Source organism: Cryptocyanus atlanticus LEGE 06306 (assembly GCF_056633155.1).
Genome location: NZ_JBSJOZ010000001.1, coordinates 448,920 through 469,778, shown reverse-complemented (window position 1 = coordinate 469,778; position 20,859 = coordinate 448,920). Strand labels below are relative to the sequence as shown.

Below are 20,859 nucleotides of genomic sequence, written 5' to 3'. Positions count from 1 at the left end.
GCTAGCAGATGCGGGGGAGCTGATCACCGCGCCCGAGTTCCAGGGGTCGGAGCCCCCCGAAGGCGCTCTCCAGTTCCGGCTCACGGCCCCCCACCTGCCCGATGATCGCCGCGCTGGGCTGGAAGCTCCGCAGCAGATCCAGGGCGTCGGCGGCCTGGGCCTCCGGCAGGATCAGCACGAAACGCCCCTCGTTGGCCATGGCCAGGGGGTCGAGCCCGAGCAGGTCGCAGGCGCTCTGCACCGCCGCGGCGATCGGCACCGCCGCCTCCCGCACGCGCATCCCCAGCCCGGCGCCCCGGCTGAGTTCGTGCAGGGCGCTGGCCAGGCCGCCCCGGGTGAGATCCCGCAGGGCGTGGGGCCGCAGACCCGCGGCGAGCAGCGCCTGCACCGGCGCCTGCAGCGGGGCCAGATCGCTCTCCAGCGCCGTGCTGAAGCCCAGCTCCTGCCGCGCCGCCAGGATCGCCACCCCGTGCCGGCCCAGATCTCCGCTCACCAGGATCGCGTCCCCCTCCCGGATCGCCGCCGGGCCGATCGCCGGCCCCGGGCCGATCCGCCCGACCCCGCTGGTGGTGATGTAGATCCCGTCCCCCTTCCCCCGCTCCACCACTTTGGTGTCCCCCGTCACCACGGGCACTCCGCAGAGGGAGGCGGCCTGGCGGATCGAGGCCACCACCCGCTCCAGGGTGCCCATCGCCAGCCCTTCCTCCATGATCAGGCCGAGGCTGAGGGCGAAGGGCACCGCCCCCACCATGGCCAGATCGTTGACGGTGCCGAACACCGCCAGCCGGCCGATGTCCCCCCCGGGGAAGATCAGGGGCCGCACCACATAGCCGTCCGTGGTGAAGGCCAGCCGCGCCGCGCCGTTCCGCCCGGTTCCCTCCTGCCCGGTTTCCTCCTTTCCAGGTGCCTCCGCCGCCGGCTCCGCCAGAACGGCGGCATCGAGCGGCGCCCCGCCGGCCGGGCCGAAGGCCGGCAGCAGCAGCCGATCGAGCAGGCGCTGGCTGAGCAGGCCGCCGCCACCGTGGCCGAGCTGCACGGTGGCTCCCTCACCGGGGGGCAGGGGGCAGGGAACGCTCTCGAACGGCTCCATCAGGGCCGGGCCCCGGCGGGCCTGGGGCGCCGGCGGTAGCGCCAGTAGGCCGCGCAGGCCCCCTCCGCCGACACCATCGGCGCTCCCAGCGGGCGCTCCGGGGTGCAGGCCACCCCGAAGGAGGGACAGTCCTCCGGGCTGCAAAGCCCCTGCAGAACCTGGCCGCTGAGGCAGGGTTCGCTCCGCCCGGGCCCAGGGGCGTGCCCCCCGCCCGGGCAGGCTCCGCCGTCTGCCTGGGCCAGGGGCGGCAGGCGTCGCTCCGCCGCCAGGACGTCGTAGGGGGGCCGCAGCTGCAGGCCGCTCCGGGGCAGCACCCCCAGCCCGCGCCAGCGCTGATCCGCCACCTGGAACACCCGTTCGATCAGGGCCCGGGCCGCCGGGTTGCCGCCCGCCGCCCCGGCCCGGGGGTAGGCGTCCTCGACACGGGCCTCGCCCCGCTCCAGCTGCCGGACGGAGCGCAGCAGGCCGTCGAGCAGATCCACCGGTTCGAATCCCGTGATCACGATCGGCACGCCGTGGCGGGCGGCGATCGGTTCGTACTCCATCGCTCCCATCACCGCGCAGACGTGGCCGGCGGCCAGGAAGGCCTGCACCCGGCCCTGCGGCGCCGCCAGGATCGCCTCCAGGGCCGGTGGCACCCGCACGTGCGACACCAGCAGGCTCAGGTTCCGGCAGCGCTGGCTCCAGGCCTGGTGGGCCAGCAGGGCGGTGGCCGGGGCCGTGGTCTCGAAGCCCACGGCGAAGAACACCACCGGCCGCCGCGGTTCGGCCCGGGCGATCGCCAGGGCATCGGTGGGGGCGGTCACCACCCGCACGTCGGCTCCAGCGGCGCGGGCCTCCAGCAGGGTGTGGGGGGAGGAGCCCGGCACCCGCAGCATGTCCCCATAGGAGCAGAGGATCAGGCCGGGGCGGGCCGCCAGCTCCAGGGCCCGGTCGATGGTTTCGCTCGCGGTGACGCAGACCGGGCAGCCCGGGCCGTGGATCAGCTCGAGACCGGGGGGGAGCAGCTGGTCGAGACCGTGGCGCAGGATCGCGTGGGTCTGCCCGCCGCAGACCTCCATCAGGGTCCAGGGCCGCGTCATCGCCGCGCCCAGCTCGGCCGCCAGCCGATGCACGGTCTCCGGTTGCCGGAAGTGGTGCGTTCCGTTCACGGCAGCGGCGCTCCCGGGCCCGGGAGCGGATCGGCGCTGGGCTCGAAGCGGGCGTGGCTCATGGCTCCTCCTCGAGAATGGTGAGGGCGAACCCCACGTGGACCAGCAGCCGATCCCCGATGCGGGCGTCCGGCACGCAGGCCAGGCTCACCTCCCGCCGCACGCCGGAAAACTCCACGACCCCCATCCTCCAGAGGCTGGCGTCGTCGGGGCCGCCGAGGTCCGCCGGACGGCGGTCCTCGATGCGGATCAGTTCGCCCGGCACGGCCAGACACATGGCACGCTCTCCTGTCTGAGGCCAGGCGCCCTGACCACGCCCGGCGCCTGCCTTAGTTTTAGCCAGGGCGGCAGAGGCTGGCCGCCACCAGCTGGCCGAGGGCCAGACCGCCGTCGTTGCAGGGGATGTGGCGGGGCCAGAGCGGCTCGATGCCGGCCCGCCGCAGCCCGTCCACCGCCAGGGTGAGCAGCAGGCGGTTCTGGAAGCAGCCCCCGCCCAGCAGCAGCCGCTCCACCCCCAGGCGCCCGGCCAGCGCCACCAGGCCCGCGGCCAGGGCCCGGTGGAAGCCGAGGGCGATCGGGCCGGCCGCCTCCCCCCGGTGCAGGTCCTGGAGGACCGCCTCCAGCAGGGGACCCCAGTCGAGCTGCAGCGGAGCATCCGGGCCCTCGCCCCGCAGGGCCAGCCGGAGGTGCGCCGGCCGGGGCACCTCCGGCTCCTCCGCCTCCAGGGCGCTCCAGGCGGCCGCCTCCAGCCGCAGGGCCGCCTGGCCTTCGAAGCTGCAGCGCTGCACCAGTCCGAGCAGGGAAGCCATCGCATCGAACAGCCGGCCCACGCTGGAGCACACCGGGGCCTGCACGCCGCCCTCCAGCATCCGGCCGAGCACCCCCCTCTCCTCGGGGCTGAAGGCGGCGAGCGGCGGCAGCGGCGTGGCGGGATCCGCCGGGATCAGCCCGGTCGGGCCGCCGGCGGCGAACAACAGCCCGAGGGCGGCCCGCCGCGGTTCCCGCAGAGCCCTCTCCCCTCCCGGCAGCGGGAAGGGGCGCAGCCGGGCGAGGCGCCGGAAGCCGGCCCCGTCGAGCCGCAGACACTCCCCGCCCCAGAGCGTGCCGTCCTCCCCCTGGCCGGCGCCGTCCCAGGCCACCCCCACCTGGGGCGTGGCCAGCCCGTGCTCGGCCAGGCAGGCGAGCAGGTGGGCGTGGTGGTGCTGCACCCCCACCGCCCCGGCGCCACTGGCGGCCGCCAGCTCCAGGCCGATCCGGTGGGAGCAGTAGGCGGGGTGCCGATCGACGGCGATGCCGCTGGGCCGGCAGCGCAGCCGCTCCTGCCAGCGGGCGAGGCTGCGGCGCAGATGCTCCTCGCCGGCGAGGCTGTCGAGATCGCCCAGGTGCGGCCCCAGCAGCGCCTGCCCGCCGCTGCCGACGGCGAAGGCGCTCTTGCGCTGCCCCCCCAGGGCCACCAGGCCATCGACGCTGGCCCCGATCGGCACGGCGGTGGGCACGTAGCCGCGGGCGTGGCGCAGCAGCATCGGTTCGCCCGCCACCACCTGGGCGATGGCGTCGTCCACCGGGTTGACGATGGCCCGGTCGTGGACGAGGAAGCCGTCGGCGAGGCCGCCCAGCCGCTCGAGTGCCTCCCGTTCGTCGTGGCAGAGCGGTTCACCCGAGCGGTTGCCGCTGGTGGCCACCAGCGGTTCGGCCAGGATCTGCAGCAGGAGCAGATGCAGGGGGGTGGAGGGCAGCATCACCCCCAGCCAGGGGTTGTCGGGGGCGACCGCCCCACAGACCGCGTCGGGCCCTGGCGGGCCGGATCGGCGGCGCAGCAGCACGATCGGTGCCGCCACCGACTCGAGCAGTGCCGCCTCCTGGTCGTTGAGCCGGCAGTGGCGCCGCACCCAGGGCAGGTCGGGGGCCATCACCGCCAGGGGTTTGTCGGGCCGCCCCTTGCGCCGGCGCAGGGCGGCCACCGCGTTCTGGGAGCGGGCCCGCACCAGCAACTGAAAGCCGCCAAGACCCTTGAGCGCCACGATCCGGTCCGCCCGCAGGCAGGCCGCGGCCGCCCGCAGGCAGGGGCTGGGCTGGCCATGGCCGGGCCGGCGGGGGTCGGTGAGCCGCTCCTCCGCGGCGCCCCACCAGCTCAGCTGCGGACCGCAGAGCGGGCAGGCGACCGTCTGGGCGTGGCAGCGGCGATCGTCGGGATCGTCGTACTCGGCCTGGCACTGCGGGCAGAGGGGGAAGGGGGCCAGGCTGGTGTGATGCCGCTCGAAGGGCAGGGCCCGCAGCACGCTGTAGCGGGGGCCGCAGTCGACACAACTGGTGAAGGCATATCCGCCGCGGCGCCCGGCCGGGTCCAGGAGTTCGGCCCGGCAGGCCCGGCAGGGGGCCAGGTCCGGCTGGATCAGGGCCGTGGCTGCCCCCGGGCCAGCCAGGCCCGTTCCGGTGTCCTCGGACTCCCCGCTGAGGATCGTGAAGCCCGTGAGCGAGGGATCGCTCTTGAGCCACTCCCGCGCGATCCGATCGATGCGGCCCCGGGGCGGGAGCTGCCGCTGCAGCCGCTCCAGGAGGGTCTCGAGCCCGGCGAGGTCCCCCTGCAGGTCGAGCCGAACGCCGGTGGCGGTGTTGCGGATCCTGCCCGAGAGGGCCAGCTCGCGGGCCAGCCGCCCCACCAGCGGCCGGAAGCCCACCCCCTGCACCAGCCCTTCGATCTCGAGCCGCAGGCGGCGGATCACACCGGCGCCCCCCGGCGCTGGTGGTTCAGCCAGTGCAGCAGGGGCTCCATGCCGGCGCCGGTGCGGGCCGAGAGCTCGAAGATCCGCGCCTGGGGGGCCACCCCGGCCAGGTTCGCCAGCGCCTGGGGGCGATCGAAGCCCACGGCAGCGGCCAGGTCCACCTTGTTGAGCACCACCCCATCGGCCGACTGGAACAGGGCCGGGTACTTGAGAGGCTTGTCCTCCCCTTCGGTGACCGAGAGCAGGACCAGTCGCCGCCGCTCGCCCAGATCGAAGGCAGTGGGGCAGACCAGGTTGCCCACGTTCTCGATCAGCAGCAGCTCCAGGCCGGCGCTGTCGAGCTGGGCGAAGGCCCGCTCCACCAGCGAGGCGTCCAGGTGGCAGAGGTCGCCGGTCTGGATCTGAATGGCGCGGGCGCCGGCGGCGCGCAGGCGGCGGGCGTCGTTGTCGGTGGCCAGATCCCCCACGATCACCCCCACCGGGCCATGGGGCCACTGGCGGGCGAGGCGCTCCAGCAGGGCGGTTTTACCGGCGCCGGGAGCGGAGAGCACGTTCACCGCCAGCAGGCCGGCGGCGGCGAACCGATGGCGGTTGTGGGCGGCGATGGTGTCGTTGCGGCGGAGGAGGCTCCGGTGCAGCTCAAGGCTGCGCCGGGCGGGAAGGGGTTCCACGCTGGCGGGGGTGGGCTGGGCGCAGGAGCAGTGGGAGCACATGGCGCGGCCGGGGGGCTTCCCATCCAGTCTGGAGACGGGGAACGCCCGTGACCGGATCCCCGAAGGAGCCGTTGCCGTGGCGGGCAAGGCGGGTTGACTTGTCGATTCTTGACCCGGCGCTGGGGGAGTGGGCCCGCCGGGGCCACACTCCTGGTTGAGGGCGCTCTGATGGCGTGATCCTCCCTCGGATGTCGCCAGGCTTCCCCGCCCGCCCAGCCAGCGGGTCTGGGGCTTCGGCCAGTTCCCAGCAGCGGGCCCGTCCTGCCTGAGACCGCCGGGGTTGACGGGGACTTGGAGTGGCGTCGGGGTGGAGATGACGGCATCGGAGGCGCCGCCGCCGAAGTGCCCATCCATCGATGGGTTCCCCGCCGCCCCCCGTTGCCATCCGACTCCATGGAGCGCCGACGATGATCACCCTGGAAAACGCCCCCGGGCCCGTTCTGGCGATGCGCCTGGCCGGAACGGTTGAGCAGGCTGAAATTCAGGCGCTGGCCAGGGCTTTTGAGCAGAAGTTCCTGGATCACGACCGTGTCAATCTTGTCGTGGACATGAGCCAGTGGTCGGATATAACCGGCGATGCGATGATCGAGGATTTCAAGTTTGAGATGGCTCAACTCGGAAAGATGAGCCAGGTTCCCCGTATGGCGTTTGTGTCGGATAAGCAGTTCATCCGAGCACTGGCCAAGGTTGCGGGCGCGGCTTTGCCCATGATTGAGATCAACGTATTCGCCGCCAAGAACTATGACCAGGCGCTCGCCTTCGCATCCGTGATGCCCGCACTCGAGCCCCCACCGAAGCCTGCCTTGCGGCTTGTTGAAACGGGCAGTTCCACCATCATCGGGTACGAGATCGATGGACTTCTCATGGAGCGAGATGGGGCCGCGGTGATTCCGCAGCTTCAACTGGCATTCGAGACGAATGACACGATCGACTTGTTCGCAAGACTGAAGAATTTCGCAGGTTTTGATCCGGTGCTCCTGACGGACTCGGCGCTGCTTTCGGCGAAACTCTCCGCCATCACGCGGGTGCGCCGCTACGCCGTTGTCGGCGCACCCGCCTGGATGAAACAGGTGATCGGCATGGTCGGTTCGATCTTGCCCATCGCGATTCGTTTCTTTGATGCTGATGCGGAGAGTGAAGCCTGGACCTGGCTGAGATCCTGACCTCCCATGCCCGGGCCGGTCGGTCCGGGGGCCGGGGCTGGGCGGGCTGGATCGGGGTTGGGGGCATCACGACACCTCCAGCCCGCCCAGCTCCAGCTCCCGCCCCGCCAGCACCGCTGTTGCCGGGGCGCCGCAGCGGGGGCACATCAGGATCACGTCGGGTGGCTCGAACGGCGCCCCGCAGGGTTCGCAGCGGCACCGGGTGGGCACCAGCTCCAGCTCCAGCCGGGCCCCGGCGGCCACCGCATCCGCCATCACCACCTCGAAGGCAAAGCGGAGGGCGTCGGGATCCACTCCCGAGAGGCGCCCCACCCGCAGGCGCAGGCAGTGGATGTGCCGGGCCCCCTCGGCCGCCGCTGCCTCCAGGGCAAGGCGGCGCACCTCCTCCATCAGCGCCAGCTCATGCATCGCCGCCCCCACCGCACCAGCGCCGCACGGCTGCGAGCAGCTCGGGCAGCTGGGCCTCCAGGGCCGGCGTGAGCCCGGTGCCGCAGCCGCAGCGGCGGGCGGGCACCAGCAGCTGCCAGGCCGGGGGGCGCCGGCCGTACAGGGAGGCGGCCAGCTGGAGGAGGGCGCCGGGGCTGGCCCAGTGGCTGAAGGGTTGCCCCGTCGCCGCCGCCGGGTCCCCATCCGCCGGAGTCTCCAGCCGCTCCAGCCGCCAGCCGGGGGGCGGACCGGCCGGGGTCCGGGAGGCATCCACGAACAGCACCCTCTTCGCCGCCGCCAGCCGGGGGGCCAGCTCGGGGGTGAGCTGGGTCGGGGCCAGCACATCAAGCCCCGGCAGCTGCCAGGACTCCACCCGTTCCGCGATGGCCGGCCCCACGCCGTCGTCCTGCCGCAGCCGGTTGCCCCAGCCGATCAGCAGATCGGGACGGCGCTGCCGCCCAGCGGGGCTCACTGGCGCCACCGCTCGCGCAGCAGCTCACCGCTGGGCCCGATCAGCTGCACGTGCAGCGGCATCTGGCCAGCGGCGTGGGTGGAGCAGGAGAGGCAGGGATCGAAGCAGCGGATGCCCGCCTCCACTCGGTTGAGCAGCCCCTCGGCGATCTCCGGCACCTCCGGTCGGGCGCCGCTGCCTCCGGCGGGGCCCGCCTGGATGTAGTGGCGGGCGATCTGGGTGATCGTGCGGTTCATGGCCCGGTTGTTCTGGCCGGTGGCGATGATCAGGTTCACCGCCGTGATCAGCCCATCGGCGTCGATGCGGTAGTGGTGAAACAGGGTGCCCCGGGGCGCTTCGCTCACCCCCACCGCCTCGAAGGCGTTCACTGCGGCATGGGCGCGCACGTGGGGGTCGCAAAGGGCGGGGTCGTCGAGCAGTGCCTCGATCGCCTCCAGCGCGGCGAGGATCTCGATCAGCCGGGCCAGGTGATAGAGGAAGGAGCTCGTCACCACCCGGCCGCCGCGCTGCCGCAGCTCCAGCAGTTCCCGATCGGCCGCGGCCGTGCCGATCCGCTCGCACACGTTCAGGCGGGCCAGGGGACCCACCCGGTAGCTGCCCGCCTCCGCTCCCAGGGGCTTGTAGTAGGGGAATTTCAGGTAGGTGGTGGGCTCCACCGCCTCGGCCAGCAGGCTGTCGAGTTGCTCGGCCGCGAGCCCATCGGCGGGCAGGTCGCCGGTCAATGGCGCGCCGGTGCTGTCGATCAGGCGCAGCTGGCCGCCGTAGTGCTCCCAGCTGCCGTCCCGTCCCACCAGGGCCAGGAACAGCGAAGGGAAGGTGCCGAACAGGCCGGCCTCGGCGGCCAGCGGGCCATCCAGCAGGCCCTTGAACAGCTCCAGGGCGTGGCGGGTGGTGGCGAGGGCCTCCGGGAGGGCGGCCCGGATCGCGTCCCGTTCGCTGGGCGCCAGCGGCGTGCGCACGCCGCCGGGCACGGCCCAGGCGGCATGGATCTTCCGTCCCCCCAGCCGCTCGATCACCGACTGGCCGAACTGGCGCAGGCGGATGCCGCCGCGGGCGAGCCCGGGATCGGCGGCGATCAGTCCGAAGATGTTGCGCCGGGCCGGGTCGCTGTCCCAGCCGAGCAGGAAATCGGGGCTGCTCAGATGAAAGAAGGACAGGGCGTGCGACTGGATGATCTGGGCCAGGTTCATCAGTCGCCTCAGCCGCTCCGCCGCCGGTGGGCTCGTGACCCCCAGGAGCTGGTCGCCGGTCTTGGCGGCGGCCAGCAGATGGCTCACCGGACAGATGCCGCAGATCCGCGCCGTGATCGCCGCCATCTCGGGGAACGGCCGCCCGACGCAGAAGGCCTCGAAGCCGCGGAATTCCCCCACGTGGAAGTGGGCGCCGCTCACCCGGCCGCAGGCGTCGAGCTGGATGGAGATCTTGGCGTGGCCCTCGATGCGGGTGACCGGATCGATCAGGATCGTGCGGGTCATGGCTCAGCCGAAACGGATCATCTCCGGCCCCTCCATCACGGGCCGCTCGTTCCGCAGCAGGGCCTCCAGCACCGTGCGGATCCGCGCGGCCGCTGGGGGGCACCCCGGCAGGAACAGATCCACCGGCACCAGCGCATGCACCGGCAGCACCCGCTCCAGCAACTCCGGCACCAAACCGGGGGCCTGGGGCCGCTGGGCCGAGCCATCGGCCAGCTCCCCGTAGGCCCGCTCCAGCACCGCGGCGGGATCCGCGAAGGCGTTGCGCAGGCCGGGCACGTTGGCGGTGATGGCGCAGTCGCCGAAGGACACCAGCAGGCGCGTGCGCCGTCGCACCTGGCGGATCAGGGCCAGGTTGTCGCGGTTGCCCACCCCCCCCTCCACCAGGGCCACATCCACCTGGTCGGGGTAGGCCTTGGTGTCGGAGGCGATCGGCGAGAAGACCATCTCGATCTGCGGGGCCAGCTCGATCAGCCACTCGTCGAGGTCGAGGAACGACATGTGGCAGCCGGAGCAGCCGGTCAGCCAGACGGTGGCCAGGCGCAGCTTCGTGGGCTGGCTCATGGCGCCTCCCGCCGGGCGCGGCGGGCCCGCAGCAGGGCCGCCAGGCGGCCGGGATCCTCATGGTTCTCCCCGGCGGTGTCCCCCTGGTGGAACAGGGCGCCGGTGGGGCAGACCATCACGCACTTGCCGCAGTCGGTGCAGGCGTCCACCGCCCCCCAGGGCTGATCGAGTCCGGCGATGATCCGGCAGTGCTCCCCCCGCCAGCCCACGTCCCAGACATGGGCCCCCTCCACCTCGTCGCAGACCCGCACGCAGCGGGTGCAGAGGATGCAGCGGCTGTGGTCGAGCCCGAAGCGGTGGTGGGAGAGATCCACCGAGCGCCGCGGATGGCGGTAGGGAAGCCGGGCGTGGTCCATGCCCACCTCCACCGCCCTGTCCTGCAGCTCGCAGTGGCCGTTGGCCACACAGATGGCGCAGACGTGGTTGCCCTCGGTGAACAGCAGCTCGATCACCGTGCGGCGGTGCTCCAGCAGGCGCGGCGTGGCCGTGCGCACCACCAGTCCCTCCGCCGCCGCCGTCATGCAGGCGGGCTGCAGCCGGGGGGTCCCGTCGAGTTCCACCAGGCAGAGGCGGCAGGCGGCCACGGGAGAGAGCCCCTCCAGGTGGCAGAGGGTGGGGATCACCACGCCGGCGTCGCGGGCGGCCTCCAGCAGGCTGGCGCCTTCGGCGACCGCCACACTGCGGCCATCGACCGTGAGCGTGCACACGTTCATGGTGGTCCCTCCGCGCCGGATCCCGCCGGGCCCAGCAGGGCGAGGTAGTCCGGGCGGAAGTGCCGCAGGGTGCTCAGGACCGGCCTGGGGGCGCTCTGCCCCAGCCCGCAGAGGCTGGTCTCGCTCACCATCGCGCAGAGCGCCTCCAGGCGCTGCAGATCGTCGGGGCCGGCCTGGCGGTCCAGCAGCCTCTGGAGCAGGGCGTGGAGCTGCACGGTGCCGGCGCGGCAGGGCACGCACTTGCCACAGGATTCCTCGCGGCAGAAGGCCATGAAGAAGGCCGCCAGGGCCACCATGTCGGTGTTCCGGTCCAGCACCACCATGCCGCCGGAGCCCATGATCGTGCCCAGGTCCTGGAGGCTTTCGTAATCCACTGGGGTGTCGAGCCGATCGGCGGGCACGCAGCCCCCGGAGGGACCGCCGGTCTGGACCGCCTTGACGGCGGAACCATCGGGGGTGCCCTCCCCCATCTCCAGCACGATCGTGGCCAGGCTGGTGCCCATCGGCACCTCCACCAGACCGCCTCGGCGCACATGGCCGGTGAGGCTGAACACCTTGGTGCCCGCGCTGCCGGCGGTGCCGATGGCGGCGAACCAGTCGGCGCCCTCCCGCAGGATCGGCGCCACATTGGCGAAGGTCTCCACGTTGTTGATCAGCGTCGGCGCGCCGCCCACCCCCCGCTCGGCCGGGTAGGGCGGCCGGGGCCTCGGCGTGCCCCGCCGGCCCTCAATCGAGGCGATCAGGGCCGTTTCCTCCCCGCAGACATAGGCGCCGGCCCCCACCCGCACCTCCAGCGCGAAGCGGAACGCCGTGCCGAGCAGCCCGTCCCCGAGCCGCCGGTGCCGCTGGGCGTCGTCAATGGCGCGGCGCAGGGTGTCGATCGCCAGGCCGTACTCGGCCCGGATGTAGATCACCCCCCGGTCGGCCCCGACCGCATAGGCGGCGATCGCCATCCCCTCCAGCACCCGGTGGGGATCCCCCTCCAGCACGCTGCGGTCCATGAAGGCGCCGGGGTCGCCCTCATCGGCATTGCAGACCACCACCTTGCCGTCACCGGGCATCCGGGCGACGGTGGCCCACTTGAGGCCGGTGGGGTAGCCGGCGCCGCCGCGGCCGCGCAGGCCGCTGCGGCGGATCTCCGAGACCACCTCCGGCGGGGAGAGCTCCCGCAGCACCCGCCCCAGCTGGTCGTAGGCCCCGGCGGCGATCGCCTCCTCGATCCGGTTCGGGTCGATCCGGCCGCAGCGCTCGAGCACGATCCGCCGCTGGCGGCGGAAGAAGGGGTGGTCCTGGTCGATCCGCTCCCCCGCGGCGGGACTCCAGGCCAGGGGGGGCGGCGGTTCGCCCGGCCGCTCCTGGTGCAGCCGGTGGGCCAGGGCCGCGATCAGCGGCGCCGCATCCTCCGGGGTGACGCCGCCGAACAGGGCTCCATCCGGATCGAGGGCGAGCAGCGGACCCTGGCTGCAGGGCCCCAGGCAGCCCACCCCCCGCAGAGCGATCCGATCCCCCAGCTCCGCTCGGCTGAGGGCGGTGTCGAGGGCCTGGTGGAGGGCGCCGCCGCCACAGGCCAGGCAACCGGCGGAGTTGCAGCAGCGCAGCCGCAGGGGGCTGGTCATGGCAACGGCTCCCGCTCCGGTTCCTCCCCCGCCAGCTCCCGCAGCCGCTCCAGCAGGGCCGCCGTGTTCGGGGGCCGGGCCACGGCTCCGTCGATGAGCACCACCGGCGCGCCGCTGCAGGTGCCGATGCAGCGCACCGACCCCAGGCTGATCGCGCCATCGGAGCGGACCTCGCCGAGCTGGATCCCCAGGGCCGCCTCCAGGGCCCGGATGAGGGCCGGGGCTCCGTTCACCGCGCAGGCGGTGCCGGTGCAGACGATGCAGCCGTGACGGGCCTGGGGCTGGAAGCGGAACAGGTGGTAGAAGCTGGCCGTGCCCAGCACCCGGCTGAGCGGCAGCTCCAGGCGGTCGGCCACATGGCGCAGCAGGGGCTCCTCCAGATGGCCGTAGAGCTCCTGGGCCCGGTGCAGCACCTCGATCAGGGCGTCAGGCCGGTGGCCCCGCCGGTGCAGACACGGTTCCAGGGCCGCGAAGGCCCCCCCGGGGGTGATGGTGTCGAGGCCGGCCTCGGCCATGGCGATGACCCTCCCTGGCTCTCAACGTAGGAACGGACGGCGGCCGTGGTCCATCGGGGTTGCCCGTCGTCACGGTGGGTGGGGCCTGGCTCCCTAACCTGGGGGAGAACGCAGAAGGTTTCCCCTGATCACCGGTCTGACCCGTTTCCTCTACGTGCTGGGACCGGTCTTCATCCTTTCCGTCCACCTGGGCTGCCTGCTGCTGCTGGTCACCGGCTTCACCCTGGGCTCGATCGCCTGGGCGATCGGGCTCTATCTGGTGCGGATGCTGGCCACCACAGCGATCTTCCATCGGCTGATCACCCATGCCAGCTACCAGGCGCCGCGACCGGTGGTCTGGGTGGGCGCCCTGGTGGCCACCTCGGCCGGACAGATGGGGCCGAGCTGGTGGAAGGCGCACCATCTGGAGCACCACCGCCACGTGGACACCGGCCTCGATCCCCACACGCCCCTGCTGCCGGTGGGGGGCCTGCTGGGGTTCTGGCACTCCCAGGCGGGCTGGTTGCTCCATGCCTCCTTCTTCCCGGAGCGGCTGCCGGCCGATGTGGAGGCGGACCCGGTGCTGCGGCTGATCGACCGGCTGCAGGTGGTACCGCCCCTGGTCCTGGCGGTGCTGTCCTATGCCCTGGGGGGCTGGACCTGGCTGGCGGCCTACTGCCTGAGCACCACTGTGCTGTTCCATGCCGTGGCCAGCGTGAACTCTGTCTCCCATCTGGTGGGGGATCAACCGTTCCGCACCGACGACCAGAGCCGCAACAACCGCTGGGTCGCCCTGCTGACCCTCGGCGAAGGCTGGCACAACCTGCATCACGCCTTTCCGGCGTCGGTGCGGCAGGGCTTCACGGTGCGGGATGGGCAGCTGCGGCACCTGGCCGATCCCACCTACGGCTTCATCCGCCTGCTGGAGCGCTGGGGCTGGGCCGGGCGGCTGCGCCTTCCCGCTCCGGAGGTGCTGCTCAGGCAGGCGCGCCCGTGAGGGCCTCCCACTGGCGGCGCAGGGCCGGCGGCACCGGGCGAGGCTGAAAGTCCCGCGGATCGGCCGGACCGTGGCGCAGCACGGCGTTCACCAGGGAGGCGGAGTGGCGGCCGTTGTTGATGGCGCCGTGGGGAACACCGGGGGGGATGCGCACCAGCACGGGCTCGTCCTCCCGCAGGGTGATTCCGACCAGTCGTCCCGCCTGGAGCACCACCAGATCAAGGGATCCGCGCAGCACGATCAGCTGATCGGTCTGGTGGCGGTGGCAGAAGAGCTCGCAGGGCTGTTCGGGGGCGACCTCGGCGGTCAGGGTCTCGTCGCTGGGCTGGGCCGGGCAGAACCGGGTGCGTCCGGTGGTGGAGCGCTCCAGCTGGATCACCTCCACCCGTCTGGTGTGCTGTCTGGAGAGGGGCATGGCGGTCTCGATCAATTCATCAACATTGGTGACAGATTGATCGAAGAAATGGCTGAATCGCTACCAAGTGAGCTACTGGCTGGAGCTTCGGTGCCGCCGTGGGGCCACCCGGTCCGTGTTCAGGAGAGCAGGGAGCGGTTGTCGGCTTCGAGCCGGGCCAGTTCGGTGAGAATGGCGCGGTTGTCCAGCTGGATCCGCTGCAGGGTTTCGGCCGCCAGGCGCTCGGTGGAGGCGGTGCGGTCGGCGAGGGCGCGCAGCCGCTCCCGGTAGTGCCGCAGGAGCCCTGTGTCGGCCTGGTCCAGCCTGCTGAGAATCTCAGGCCGGGAAGCAGGGTCATCGGGAATTGCGAAACCCGTCATGGCGTCGGAAATGGTTCAAGTTGAACTAATGGAGCCGAAGCGCTTCGTCCAAGTCTGAAGGCTGGGATCGTGCCCTTTCGATGGCGTGATCAATCGACAAGATTGGTGTGCTGCAGCCAATCCTCCAGCCCTCGCCCCCCCCATCGGCTTGCCGGCAGCAGCAGGAATCAGCGATTCCGCCAGAGATAGGGATCGTTGCGGGAGGGGTTGCGCGTATCGAAGCGCATTCCTTTTTCCACGTTCATGATGGCGTTCTCCACATCGATCAACGCCTGTTTGCGATAGCCGCCCTTGTCGGCGGTTGCATTGAGCAGTTGGATCCTGGCCTGGCGCAGGCTCTCGAGGGCGGCCTGCATCCGGGGCTGTTGCTGGGCCAGGCCCTGGCCGGACCAACCGATGACAGTTCCCAGCAGGGTGGCTGAACCGATCAGGGCCACGCGGCCGATCATGGTTGGAGTGTTCGATTTGATCATGGTTTTTGGAGGAGACATGTGCTGGAACCCCATCAGGATCGCCAGGCGATGTGACTGAACGATGAGATGTCGATTCGGCAGATGTTATCAGCTGTTTCTGAGTTCGCCAGGGCCCAGAACAGCTGGGGATGGAAGGCTCCAGTCCGGGCGATTCCCTGTCCATTCTCATGAATCCGGACCGCCCCGTCGCCAGCCCTCCGTCGTTCGGAGGCCGACGCGTCCGGGTGCAAGTCCTCCCTCAGTCCGCCGCCATCGGGCTGGTGTGGCGCTGCGGAGGCTCCACAATGGGGGCGTCCGACAGCCGCGGCCTTCCAGGCGATTGACGCTGGCCGAGCCCTGGAGCGGCTGATCCCTGGGCCGCGGTGTCTCCAGCCCCACCACCCTCGCCGGAGCCGATGAACCGGGGCTGGTGTGGCGCGCTGAACGGGCCGTGCTGGATTCGAACCAGCGACCGTGCGATTAGAAGTCGCATGCTCTATCCGGCTGAGCTAACGGCCCATCGTCGCACCTTAGAGTGGCGCGCTGCGAACCCTTGCTCCATGGCGGCCTCCCGGCTCAGCGATCCCCAGAAACAGGAGCTGGTGGCGCGCTGGCGAGCGGGCGAGTCCAGCTCCGCCCTCGCCCAGACCTACGGCTGCAGCCCGAACACCGTCACCCGGGTGGTGAAGACGGCGCTTGGGGCGGAGCTCTACAACCAGCTCAAGCTCCAGCGGGGCCAGCCGGAGCCCGCCAGGGCGGCCAGGGGGGCGGGCACGGTTTCCGTCACCGCCGCCCCCTCGGCCGCGCCGGTGGCCGTGCCCATGGCCCCCATCCCGCTGGCCCTGGACGACGGGGACGACGACCCCCTGGACCCGGAGGATGCCGACGATGGCGGAGCCGGGGTGCTCGCCATCGATGACGCCGATGATTTCGGTGACGCCTCCGAGGAGGACAGCGACGCCGAGGAGGACGGCGATGCCGATGAGGCCTCCTTCGAGGGTGATGACGAAGGCAATGTGTTCACCACCGTGGCGGTGTCCCTAGCCCTGGACGACCGCCCGCCCGCCGCCTGCCAGCCCCTCGAGCAGGCGGCGCTGCCCGAAAGCCTCTACATGCTGGTCGACAAGCTGGTGGAACTCCAGGCCCGCCCGCTCAGCGATTTCCCCGAGCTGGGTCGCCTCAGCGACGACGAGCAGGCCCGCCAGGCCCTTGTGGTGTTCGCTAACCCCCGCCAGGCCAAACGTCACTGCGGCCGCACCCAGCGGGTGATCAAGCTGCCCGACAGCCGCGTGATCGGCCGCACCGCCCCCTATCTGCTCACCCAGGGGATCACCCGGCTGGTGATGGAAGGGGCCGTCTACGCGCTGCCCGGCTCCTGAGCGGAGTCCAGGCGGCCCGCCCGTCTAGGGCCCCGGATCCCGCCGGGGCAGGAGCAGGGCGGCGGCACTGCCGCCGCTGATCACCCCCAGGGCCAGGGCGATCCCCACCAGCACGCCGCTGGGCAGGGGTGCGCTGCGGCCGACCCCGAGCCGCAGGCTGGGGCGCTCGGAGAGGTTCTGGGCCCCCAGGCAGAGGATCAGCAGCAGCAGCAGGCCGCCGCCGAGGCTGGTGAGCAGCAGGCGCAGGCGCAGCAGCATCAGGCCGGATCGCTTCGATGCAGCAGACCGTAGAGGTTGCGGCGGGACAGGCCCGTTTCCTCAGCCAGTTGGCGGGCGGCGTCGCCGTTGCTGAGGCCGCCCGCCACCCGCCGCTCCAGCTCATCGCGCAAGGCCTCCTCCTCCCAGGCGGGCGCCGCCGCCCCGGGCGCGCCGCCCAGCACCAGCGTGCATTCCCCCCGGGGGGCCACCCGGCGGAAGTGCTCCAGGGCCGCGCCCACGCTGGGTCCGATCTGCTCCTCGTGCCGCTTGGTGAGCTCCCGGGCCACCTGCAGCGGACGATCCCCCAGCTCGGCCAGCAGATCCTCCAGCAGGGCGAGCAGCCGGTGCGGCGCCTCGAACAGCACCACGGTGCGGGACTCGCCGGCCAGTTCCCGCAGCCGGCGGCGCCTGGGGCCCGGACGGGGGGGCAGGAACCCCTCGAAGCAGAAACGGCCGCTGGGCAGGCCGCTGCTCACCAGGGCGGTGGTGACGGCGCAGGGCCCCGGCACGCAGATCACCGGCCGGCCGGCGGCGCGGGCGGCCGCCACCAGCAGCTCGCCCGGATCGGAGATGCCCGGCAGGCCGGCGTCGCTGATCACCGCCAGGCTCTCGCCGGCCTCCAGCGCCGCCAGCAGCTCCGGCAGCCGGGCGCTCTGGTTGTGCTGATGGAAACTGAGCAGCCGGCCGGGGGGGCCGAGGCCGGCCAGCAGGCTGCCGCTGTGGCGCGTGTCCTCGCAGGCGATCCGGTCGACACCGGCCAGCACGCGCTGGGCGCGGGGGGAGAGATCGGCCCGGTTGCCGATCGGCGTTCCCACCAGATAGAGCACGCCCGGGGCCGGTTCGCTGCCTTGCTCCACAATGCTGCTCAGAATTCCCTGGGACCCGTTCCATGATGGCTTCCCCCATCCTTCCCGCCGGCATCGAGGTGGAGGAGCTGCTGGACGTGCTGCGGCGCCTCAGCTGGGATTCGGCCGACATTCTGCGGGCCTACGCCCGCGCCGAGCAGCCGCCCTTCGGCTTCGAGCCCGCCCTGAGCGTGGATGACGGTGGCGAGGGACCGGTCACCGCGGCTGATCTGGCGGTGAACCGCCACCTGCTGGAGGGCCTGGCGGATGCCTTCCTCAGCGCCCCCTGGACCCTGCTGAGCGAGGAAACCGCCAAGGGGCAGCTGCGGGAGGGGGAGCCGCTGGCGGCGGAATGGCTCTGGATCCTCGATCCGCTCGATGGCACCAAGGATTTTCTCCAGGGCACCGGCGAGTACGCCGTGCATCTAGCCCTGGTGCGGGGGCGCGAGCCGGTGCTGGGGGTGGTGCTGCTGCCGGAACGCGAAGAACTCTGGTTCGGCCTGGTGGGGGCCGTCTCGGAGGCCTTGATCGGGGGTGCCTGGCGGGAGAACCGCGCCGGCGAGCGCTTTGCGCCCCAGCTGAGTGACCGGCAGGATCCCCCCGAGCTGGTGCTGGTGGCCAGCCGCAACCACCGCGATCAGCGGCTGGAGCAACTGGTGGGGGCCCTGGAGCTGGGCTCTTCCCTGGCGGTGGGCAGTGTGGGCTGCAAGGTGGCCACGATCCTGCGGGGGGACACCGATCTCTACATCTCCCTCTCGGGCCGCAGCGCCCCGAAGGACTGGGACATGGCGGCTCCGGAGGCGGTGCTGCGGGCGGCGGGAGGGGCCTTCAGCCATGCTGATGGCCGTCCCCTCACCTACAACACCGGCGACGTGCGCCAGGCCGGCTGTCTGATCGCCAGCCACGGACCGGCCCATGCGCTGCTCTGTGCCCGGGCGAGCGCGGCGATGGCCACGATCGATCCGGGCTTCGTGGTCTGATCGGATCCTCCCTCGGCGGGAAGGATCAGACGGTGATGGAGACCGGCGCTGGTTCCTGGACCACCCCGCGCAGGGTCAGATTGATGCGACCGCGGTTGTCGATCTCCCGCACCCGCACGGTGACCTGATCACCCACCTTCACCACATCTTCCACCTTCTCGACCCGGGCTTCGGAGAGCTGGGAGATGTGGATCATCCCCTCCTTGCCGGGAAGGATCTCCACGAAGGCGCCGATCGGGATGATACGGGTGACCGATCCGCTGAACTGCTCCCCTTCGCTGACGCGGCGGGTGAGACCCTCCACGATCCGCTGGGCCGCTTCGGCGGCGGCGCCGTCGTGGCTGGCGATCGTGACGATGCCGCCGTCCTCGATGTCGATTTTGGTGTTGGTGCGTTCGGTGATGCCCTTGATCGTGCGGCCGCCGGGGCCGATCACGGTGCCGATCAGTTCCGGGTCGATGCGGAAGCTGAGCAGGCGCGGGGCGTGGGGGGAGAGTACGTCGCGGGGCTTGCCGATCGCCTCCAGCATCTTCTCGAGGATGTGCAGCCGGGCCGGCCGGGCCTGGTTCACGGCGTCGGCGATGGTGGCCACCGCCAGACCGCTGATCTTCATGTCCATCTGCAGGGCGGTGATGCCCTTCTCGGTGCCGGCCACCTTGAAGTCCATGTCACCGAGGAAATCCTCGATGCCCTGGATGTCGGTGAGGATGCGCACCTCGTCGCCCTCCTTGATCAGACCCATGGCGGCGCCGCTGACCGGGGCCTTCAGGGGGACGCCGGCATCCATCAGCGCCAGGGTGCTGCCGCAGACCGAGCCCATCGAGGTGGAGCCGTTGGAGCTGAGGCACTCCGACACCACCCGCAGCACGTAGGGGAAGGATTCCTTCGGCGGCAGCACGGGCACCAGGGCCCGTTCGGCCAGGGCGCCGTGGCCGATCTCCCGGCGGCCGGGGGACCGCATCGGCCGGGTTTCACCGACGGAGTACGGGGGGAAGTTGTAGTGGTGCAGGTAGGTTTTTTCGCTGGACGGATTGAGATCGTCGAGCTCCTGGGCATCGCTGGGGGTGCCCAGGGTGGCGGTGGAGAGCACCTGGGTGAGCCCGCGCTGGAACAGCCCCGAACCATGCACCCGTTTGGGCAGCACGCTCACGGCCGCCGTGATCGGCCGCACCTCGTCGAGGGCGCGACCGTCGACCCGCCTGCCCTCGCTGAGGATCTGGGCGCGCATCAGCTTCTTGGTGATGCCTTTGTAGGTGTTGCCCAGGGCCTTGCCGGCGGCGGCGGTGCGGATCGGGTCGTCCTCGTTGAGGGCGGCGATCTTGCCGGCCACCTCCGCCTTGATCGCATCGAGCTGGGCATCGCGCTCGGCCTTGCTGAGGCCGAACTGCTTGAGCACCTCCCCGATGCCGCTGCCGCATTCCTGTTCCAGGAAGGCGGGAAGGGCCGGGTCCTGAACCTGGGGCTCGGGGAGCACCTGCTCGAGGCCCAGATCGGCCAGGAGCTTCTGCTGGGCCTTGATCAGCTCGCCCACGGCTTCGTAGCCGAAGTCGATCGCTTCGATCACATCCTGCTCGGGGAGCTGGTTGGCGCCCGCCTCCACCATCACCACACCGGAGGGGGTGCCGGCCACCACCAGGTCGAGCTCGCTGCGCTCGATCTCCCGGTAGCTGGGGTTGAGCACGAAATCATCGCCCAGCAGGCCGACGCGCACGGCCGCCATCGGGCCGTGGAAGGGGATCTTCGCCAGCAGGGTGGCGATCGAAGCGCCGGTGACCGCCAGCACATCGGGCGGGACCCGCTCATCGAGCGAGAGCGTGGTGGCCACCACCTGGAGATCGTCCCGCAGCCAGGAGGGGAACAGGGGCCGCAGGGGCCGATCGATCAGGCGGGTCGTGAGGATGGCCCGCTCGGGGGGACGGGCCTCCCGGCGGAAGAAGCTGCCGGGGATGCGGCCGGCGGCGTAGAGGCGCTCTTCGTAATCGCAGGTGAGGGGGAGGAAATCGATCCCTTCGCGGCCCTTGGAGCGGGTGGCCGTGACCAGCACGGCGGTGTCACCACATTCGACCAACACGGAGCCCCCGGCCTGGGGGGCGAACAATCCTGTGGTCAGCCGGATCTCCCGACCATCGAAGGAGACCGTCTGAATCTGTCCTGGCACGTCGTTTTATGTCCGTTTTGTTATCACCCACCATTCTCGCATCCGGCCTGTTGCGGGTCGCGGCGGGCTCCGGGGCGCCGCCTACCAGCTCGATTTGACCACGCCGGGCAGCAGTCCCTTGTGGGCGCGCTCCCGCAGCTGGTTGCGGCAGAGCCCGAAATCCCGGTAGAAGCCGCGGGGCTTGCCGGTGGCCCAGCAGCGGTTGCGCACACGGCTGGGGGCGCTGTTGCGCGGCAGGGCCTGGATCTGGCGATGGATCTCCAGGCGCTGCATCGGGTCAGCGGCGGCCTCGAAGGAGGCCTTGAGGGCGGCGCGCCTGGCGGCGAAGCGCTCCACCATTTTCTTGCGCTTCACATCCCGCGCAATCATCGACTTCTTCGCCATGCGGCCGCTGTGACTCAATCTGGGGGTGACCCAAC

At 71.8% G+C, this 20,859-nt stretch carries 23 protein-coding genes and 1 tRNA gene; 4 read left to right on the top strand and 20 right to left on the bottom strand.

The window, feature by feature from the left end:
- Window position 1 precedes the first annotated feature (1 nt).
- Genes hypE through hypB form a run of 5 tightly spaced genes read right to left on the bottom strand, consistent with a single transcriptional unit; the run spans window position 2 to window position 5,635 of the window.
- Window positions 2-1,090, bottom strand: a complete 1,089-nt coding sequence (gene hypE / locus ACWJI7_RS02460) for a hydrogenase expression/formation protein HypE (RefSeq protein WP_479935006.1) — start codon at window positions 1,088-1,090, stop codon at window positions 2-4.
- A complete protein-coding gene (gene hypD, locus ACWJI7_RS02455) occupies window positions 1,090-2,241 on the bottom strand; it encodes a hydrogenase formation protein HypD (protein WP_479935004.1) in 1,152 nt (383 codons plus the stop codon). Before hypD ends, hypE begins: the two co-directional genes overlap by 1 nt.
- Before the next feature lie 58 nt (window positions 2,242-2,299).
- Window positions 2,300-2,518, bottom strand: a complete 219-nt coding sequence (locus ACWJI7_RS02450; protein WP_479935003.1) for a HypC/HybG/HupF family hydrogenase formation chaperone — start codon at window positions 2,516-2,518, stop codon at window positions 2,300-2,302.
- A gap of 58 nt (window positions 2,519-2,576) precedes the next feature.
- Entirely contained in the window at window positions 2,577-4,964 is a 2,388-nt protein-coding gene (gene hypF, locus ACWJI7_RS02445; RefSeq protein ID WP_479935002.1) for a carbamoyltransferase HypF, read from the bottom strand.
- Window positions 4,961-5,635: a hydrogenase nickel incorporation protein HypB gene (hypB, locus tag ACWJI7_RS02440; protein WP_479935000.1), complete on the bottom strand. Its 675-nt coding sequence runs from the start codon at window positions 5,633-5,635 to the stop codon at window positions 4,961-4,963. Before hypB ends, hypF begins: the two co-directional genes overlap by 4 nt.
- Before the next feature lie 449 nt (window positions 5,636-6,084).
- On the opposite strand from hypB, the gene ACWJI7_RS02435 reads away from it, so the two are divergent.
- Complete coding sequence (locus tag ACWJI7_RS02435; protein WP_479934999.1) at window positions 6,085-6,840, top strand: SpoIIAA family protein; 756 nt, start codon at window positions 6,085-6,087, stop codon at window positions 6,838-6,840.
- Between the two features lie 66 nt (window positions 6,841-6,906).
- Here ACWJI7_RS02435 and hypA read toward each other — a convergent pair whose 3' ends face one another.
- The 7 genes from hypA to ACWJI7_RS02400 are packed head-to-tail and all read right to left on the bottom strand — an operon-like array spanning window position 6,907 to window position 12,618.
- A complete protein-coding gene (gene hypA, locus ACWJI7_RS02430; protein ID WP_479934997.1) occupies window positions 6,907-7,248 on the bottom strand; it encodes a hydrogenase maturation nickel metallochaperone HypA in 342 nt (113 codons plus the stop codon).
- Window positions 7,241-7,747, bottom strand: coding sequence for a hydrogenase maturation protease (locus tag ACWJI7_RS02425; protein ID WP_479934995.1), 507 nt, complete (start codon window positions 7,745-7,747; stop codon window positions 7,241-7,243). Before ACWJI7_RS02425 ends, hypA begins: the two co-directional genes overlap by 8 nt.
- Window positions 7,735-9,213 carry a Ni/Fe hydrogenase subunit alpha gene (locus tag ACWJI7_RS02420; protein WP_479934993.1) on the bottom strand — a complete coding sequence of 493 codons (1,479 nt, stop codon included), beginning with the start codon at window positions 9,211-9,213 and terminating at the stop codon, window positions 7,735-7,737. The genes ACWJI7_RS02425 and ACWJI7_RS02420 overlap by 13 nt, the downstream gene beginning before the upstream one ends.
- Before the next feature lie 3 nt (window positions 9,214-9,216).
- Complete coding sequence (locus ACWJI7_RS02415; protein ID WP_479934991.1) at window positions 9,217-9,774, bottom strand: NADH-quinone oxidoreductase subunit B family protein; 558 nt, start codon at window positions 9,772-9,774, stop codon at window positions 9,217-9,219.
- Window positions 9,771-10,487: a bidirectional hydrogenase complex protein HoxU gene (gene hoxU / locus ACWJI7_RS02410; RefSeq protein WP_479934990.1), complete on the bottom strand. Its 717-nt coding sequence runs from the start codon at window positions 10,485-10,487 to the stop codon at window positions 9,771-9,773. The genes ACWJI7_RS02415 and hoxU overlap by 4 nt, the downstream gene beginning before the upstream one ends.
- Entirely contained in the window at window positions 10,484-12,103 is a 1,620-nt protein-coding gene (locus ACWJI7_RS02405) for a NuoF family protein (protein WP_479934988.1), read from the bottom strand. The genes hoxU and ACWJI7_RS02405 overlap by 4 nt, the downstream gene beginning before the upstream one ends.
- A complete protein-coding gene (locus ACWJI7_RS02400) occupies window positions 12,100-12,618 on the bottom strand; it encodes an NAD(P)H-dependent oxidoreductase subunit E (protein WP_479934987.1) in 519 nt (172 codons plus the stop codon). The genes ACWJI7_RS02405 and ACWJI7_RS02400 overlap by 4 nt, the downstream gene beginning before the upstream one ends.
- 154 nt (window positions 12,619-12,772) lie before the next feature.
- Here ACWJI7_RS02400 and ACWJI7_RS02395 point away from each other — a divergent pair, with 154 nt between their 5' ends.
- Window positions 12,773-13,594 (top strand): acyl-CoA desaturase, encoded by an 822-nt coding sequence (locus ACWJI7_RS02395; RefSeq protein WP_479934986.1) that lies wholly within the window; start codon window positions 12,773-12,775, stop codon window positions 13,592-13,594.
- On the opposite strand, the gene ACWJI7_RS02390 is transcribed toward ACWJI7_RS02395, so the two are convergent.
- From ACWJI7_RS02390 to ACWJI7_RS02375, 4 genes are all read right to left on the bottom strand, one after another.
- The gene (locus ACWJI7_RS02390; protein WP_479934985.1) at window positions 13,575-14,009 is read right to left on the bottom strand and encodes a cupin domain-containing protein; all 435 of its coding nucleotides are present in this window, start codon (window positions 14,007-14,009) and stop codon (window positions 13,575-13,577) included. The genes ACWJI7_RS02395 and ACWJI7_RS02390 overlap by 20 nt on opposite strands.
- A gap of 119 nt (window positions 14,010-14,128) precedes the next feature.
- A complete protein-coding gene (locus ACWJI7_RS02385; protein WP_479934982.1) occupies window positions 14,129-14,368 on the bottom strand; it encodes a hypothetical protein in 240 nt (79 codons plus the stop codon).
- Between the two features lie 167 nt (window positions 14,369-14,535).
- Entirely contained in the window at window positions 14,536-14,817 is a 282-nt protein-coding gene (locus tag ACWJI7_RS02380) for a hypothetical protein (RefSeq protein WP_479934980.1), read from the bottom strand.
- Between the two features lie 448 nt (window positions 14,818-15,265).
- Window positions 15,266-15,339: transfer RNA gene (locus tag ACWJI7_RS02375), tRNA-Arg, on the bottom strand.
- 41 nt (window positions 15,340-15,380) lie between these two features.
- On the opposite strand from ACWJI7_RS02375, the gene ACWJI7_RS02370 reads away from it, so the two are divergent.
- Complete coding sequence (locus ACWJI7_RS02370; RefSeq protein WP_479934978.1) at window positions 15,381-16,199, top strand: helix-turn-helix domain-containing protein; 819 nt, start codon at window positions 15,381-15,383, stop codon at window positions 16,197-16,199.
- 24 nt (window positions 16,200-16,223) lie between these two features.
- Here the strand turns inward: ACWJI7_RS02370 and ACWJI7_RS02365 are convergent, their stop codons facing one another.
- Window positions 16,224-16,457 (bottom strand): hypothetical protein, encoded by a 234-nt coding sequence (locus ACWJI7_RS02365; RefSeq protein WP_479934976.1) that lies wholly within the window; start codon window positions 16,455-16,457, stop codon window positions 16,224-16,226.
- Window positions 16,457-17,314, bottom strand: a complete 858-nt coding sequence (gene rsmI, locus ACWJI7_RS02360; protein ID WP_479934974.1) for a 16S rRNA (cytidine(1402)-2'-O)-methyltransferase — start codon at window positions 17,312-17,314, stop codon at window positions 16,457-16,459. Before rsmI ends, ACWJI7_RS02365 begins: the two co-directional genes overlap by 1 nt.
- 32 nt (window positions 17,315-17,346) lie before the next feature.
- Here rsmI and ACWJI7_RS02355 point away from each other — a divergent pair, with 32 nt between their 5' ends.
- Window positions 17,347-18,282 carry a 3'(2'),5'-bisphosphate nucleotidase CysQ family protein gene (locus tag ACWJI7_RS02355; RefSeq protein ID WP_479934972.1) on the top strand — a complete coding sequence of 312 codons (936 nt, stop codon included), beginning with the start codon at window positions 17,347-17,349 and terminating at the stop codon, window positions 18,280-18,282.
- Between the two features lie 25 nt (window positions 18,283-18,307).
- Here the strand turns inward: ACWJI7_RS02355 and ACWJI7_RS02350 are convergent, their stop codons facing one another.
- Together ACWJI7_RS02350 and rpsN are read right to left on the bottom strand one after the other, a co-directional pair.
- Window positions 18,308-20,440, bottom strand: coding sequence for a polyribonucleotide nucleotidyltransferase (locus ACWJI7_RS02350; protein WP_479934970.1), 2,133 nt, complete (start codon window positions 20,438-20,440; stop codon window positions 18,308-18,310).
- Between the two features lie 81 nt (window positions 20,441-20,521).
- The gene (gene rpsN / locus ACWJI7_RS02345; RefSeq protein ID WP_479935142.1) at window positions 20,522-20,824 is read right to left on the bottom strand and encodes a 30S ribosomal protein S14; all 303 of its coding nucleotides are present in this window, start codon (window positions 20,822-20,824) and stop codon (window positions 20,522-20,524) included.
- Between the last annotated feature and the right edge of the window lie 35 nt (window positions 20,825-20,859).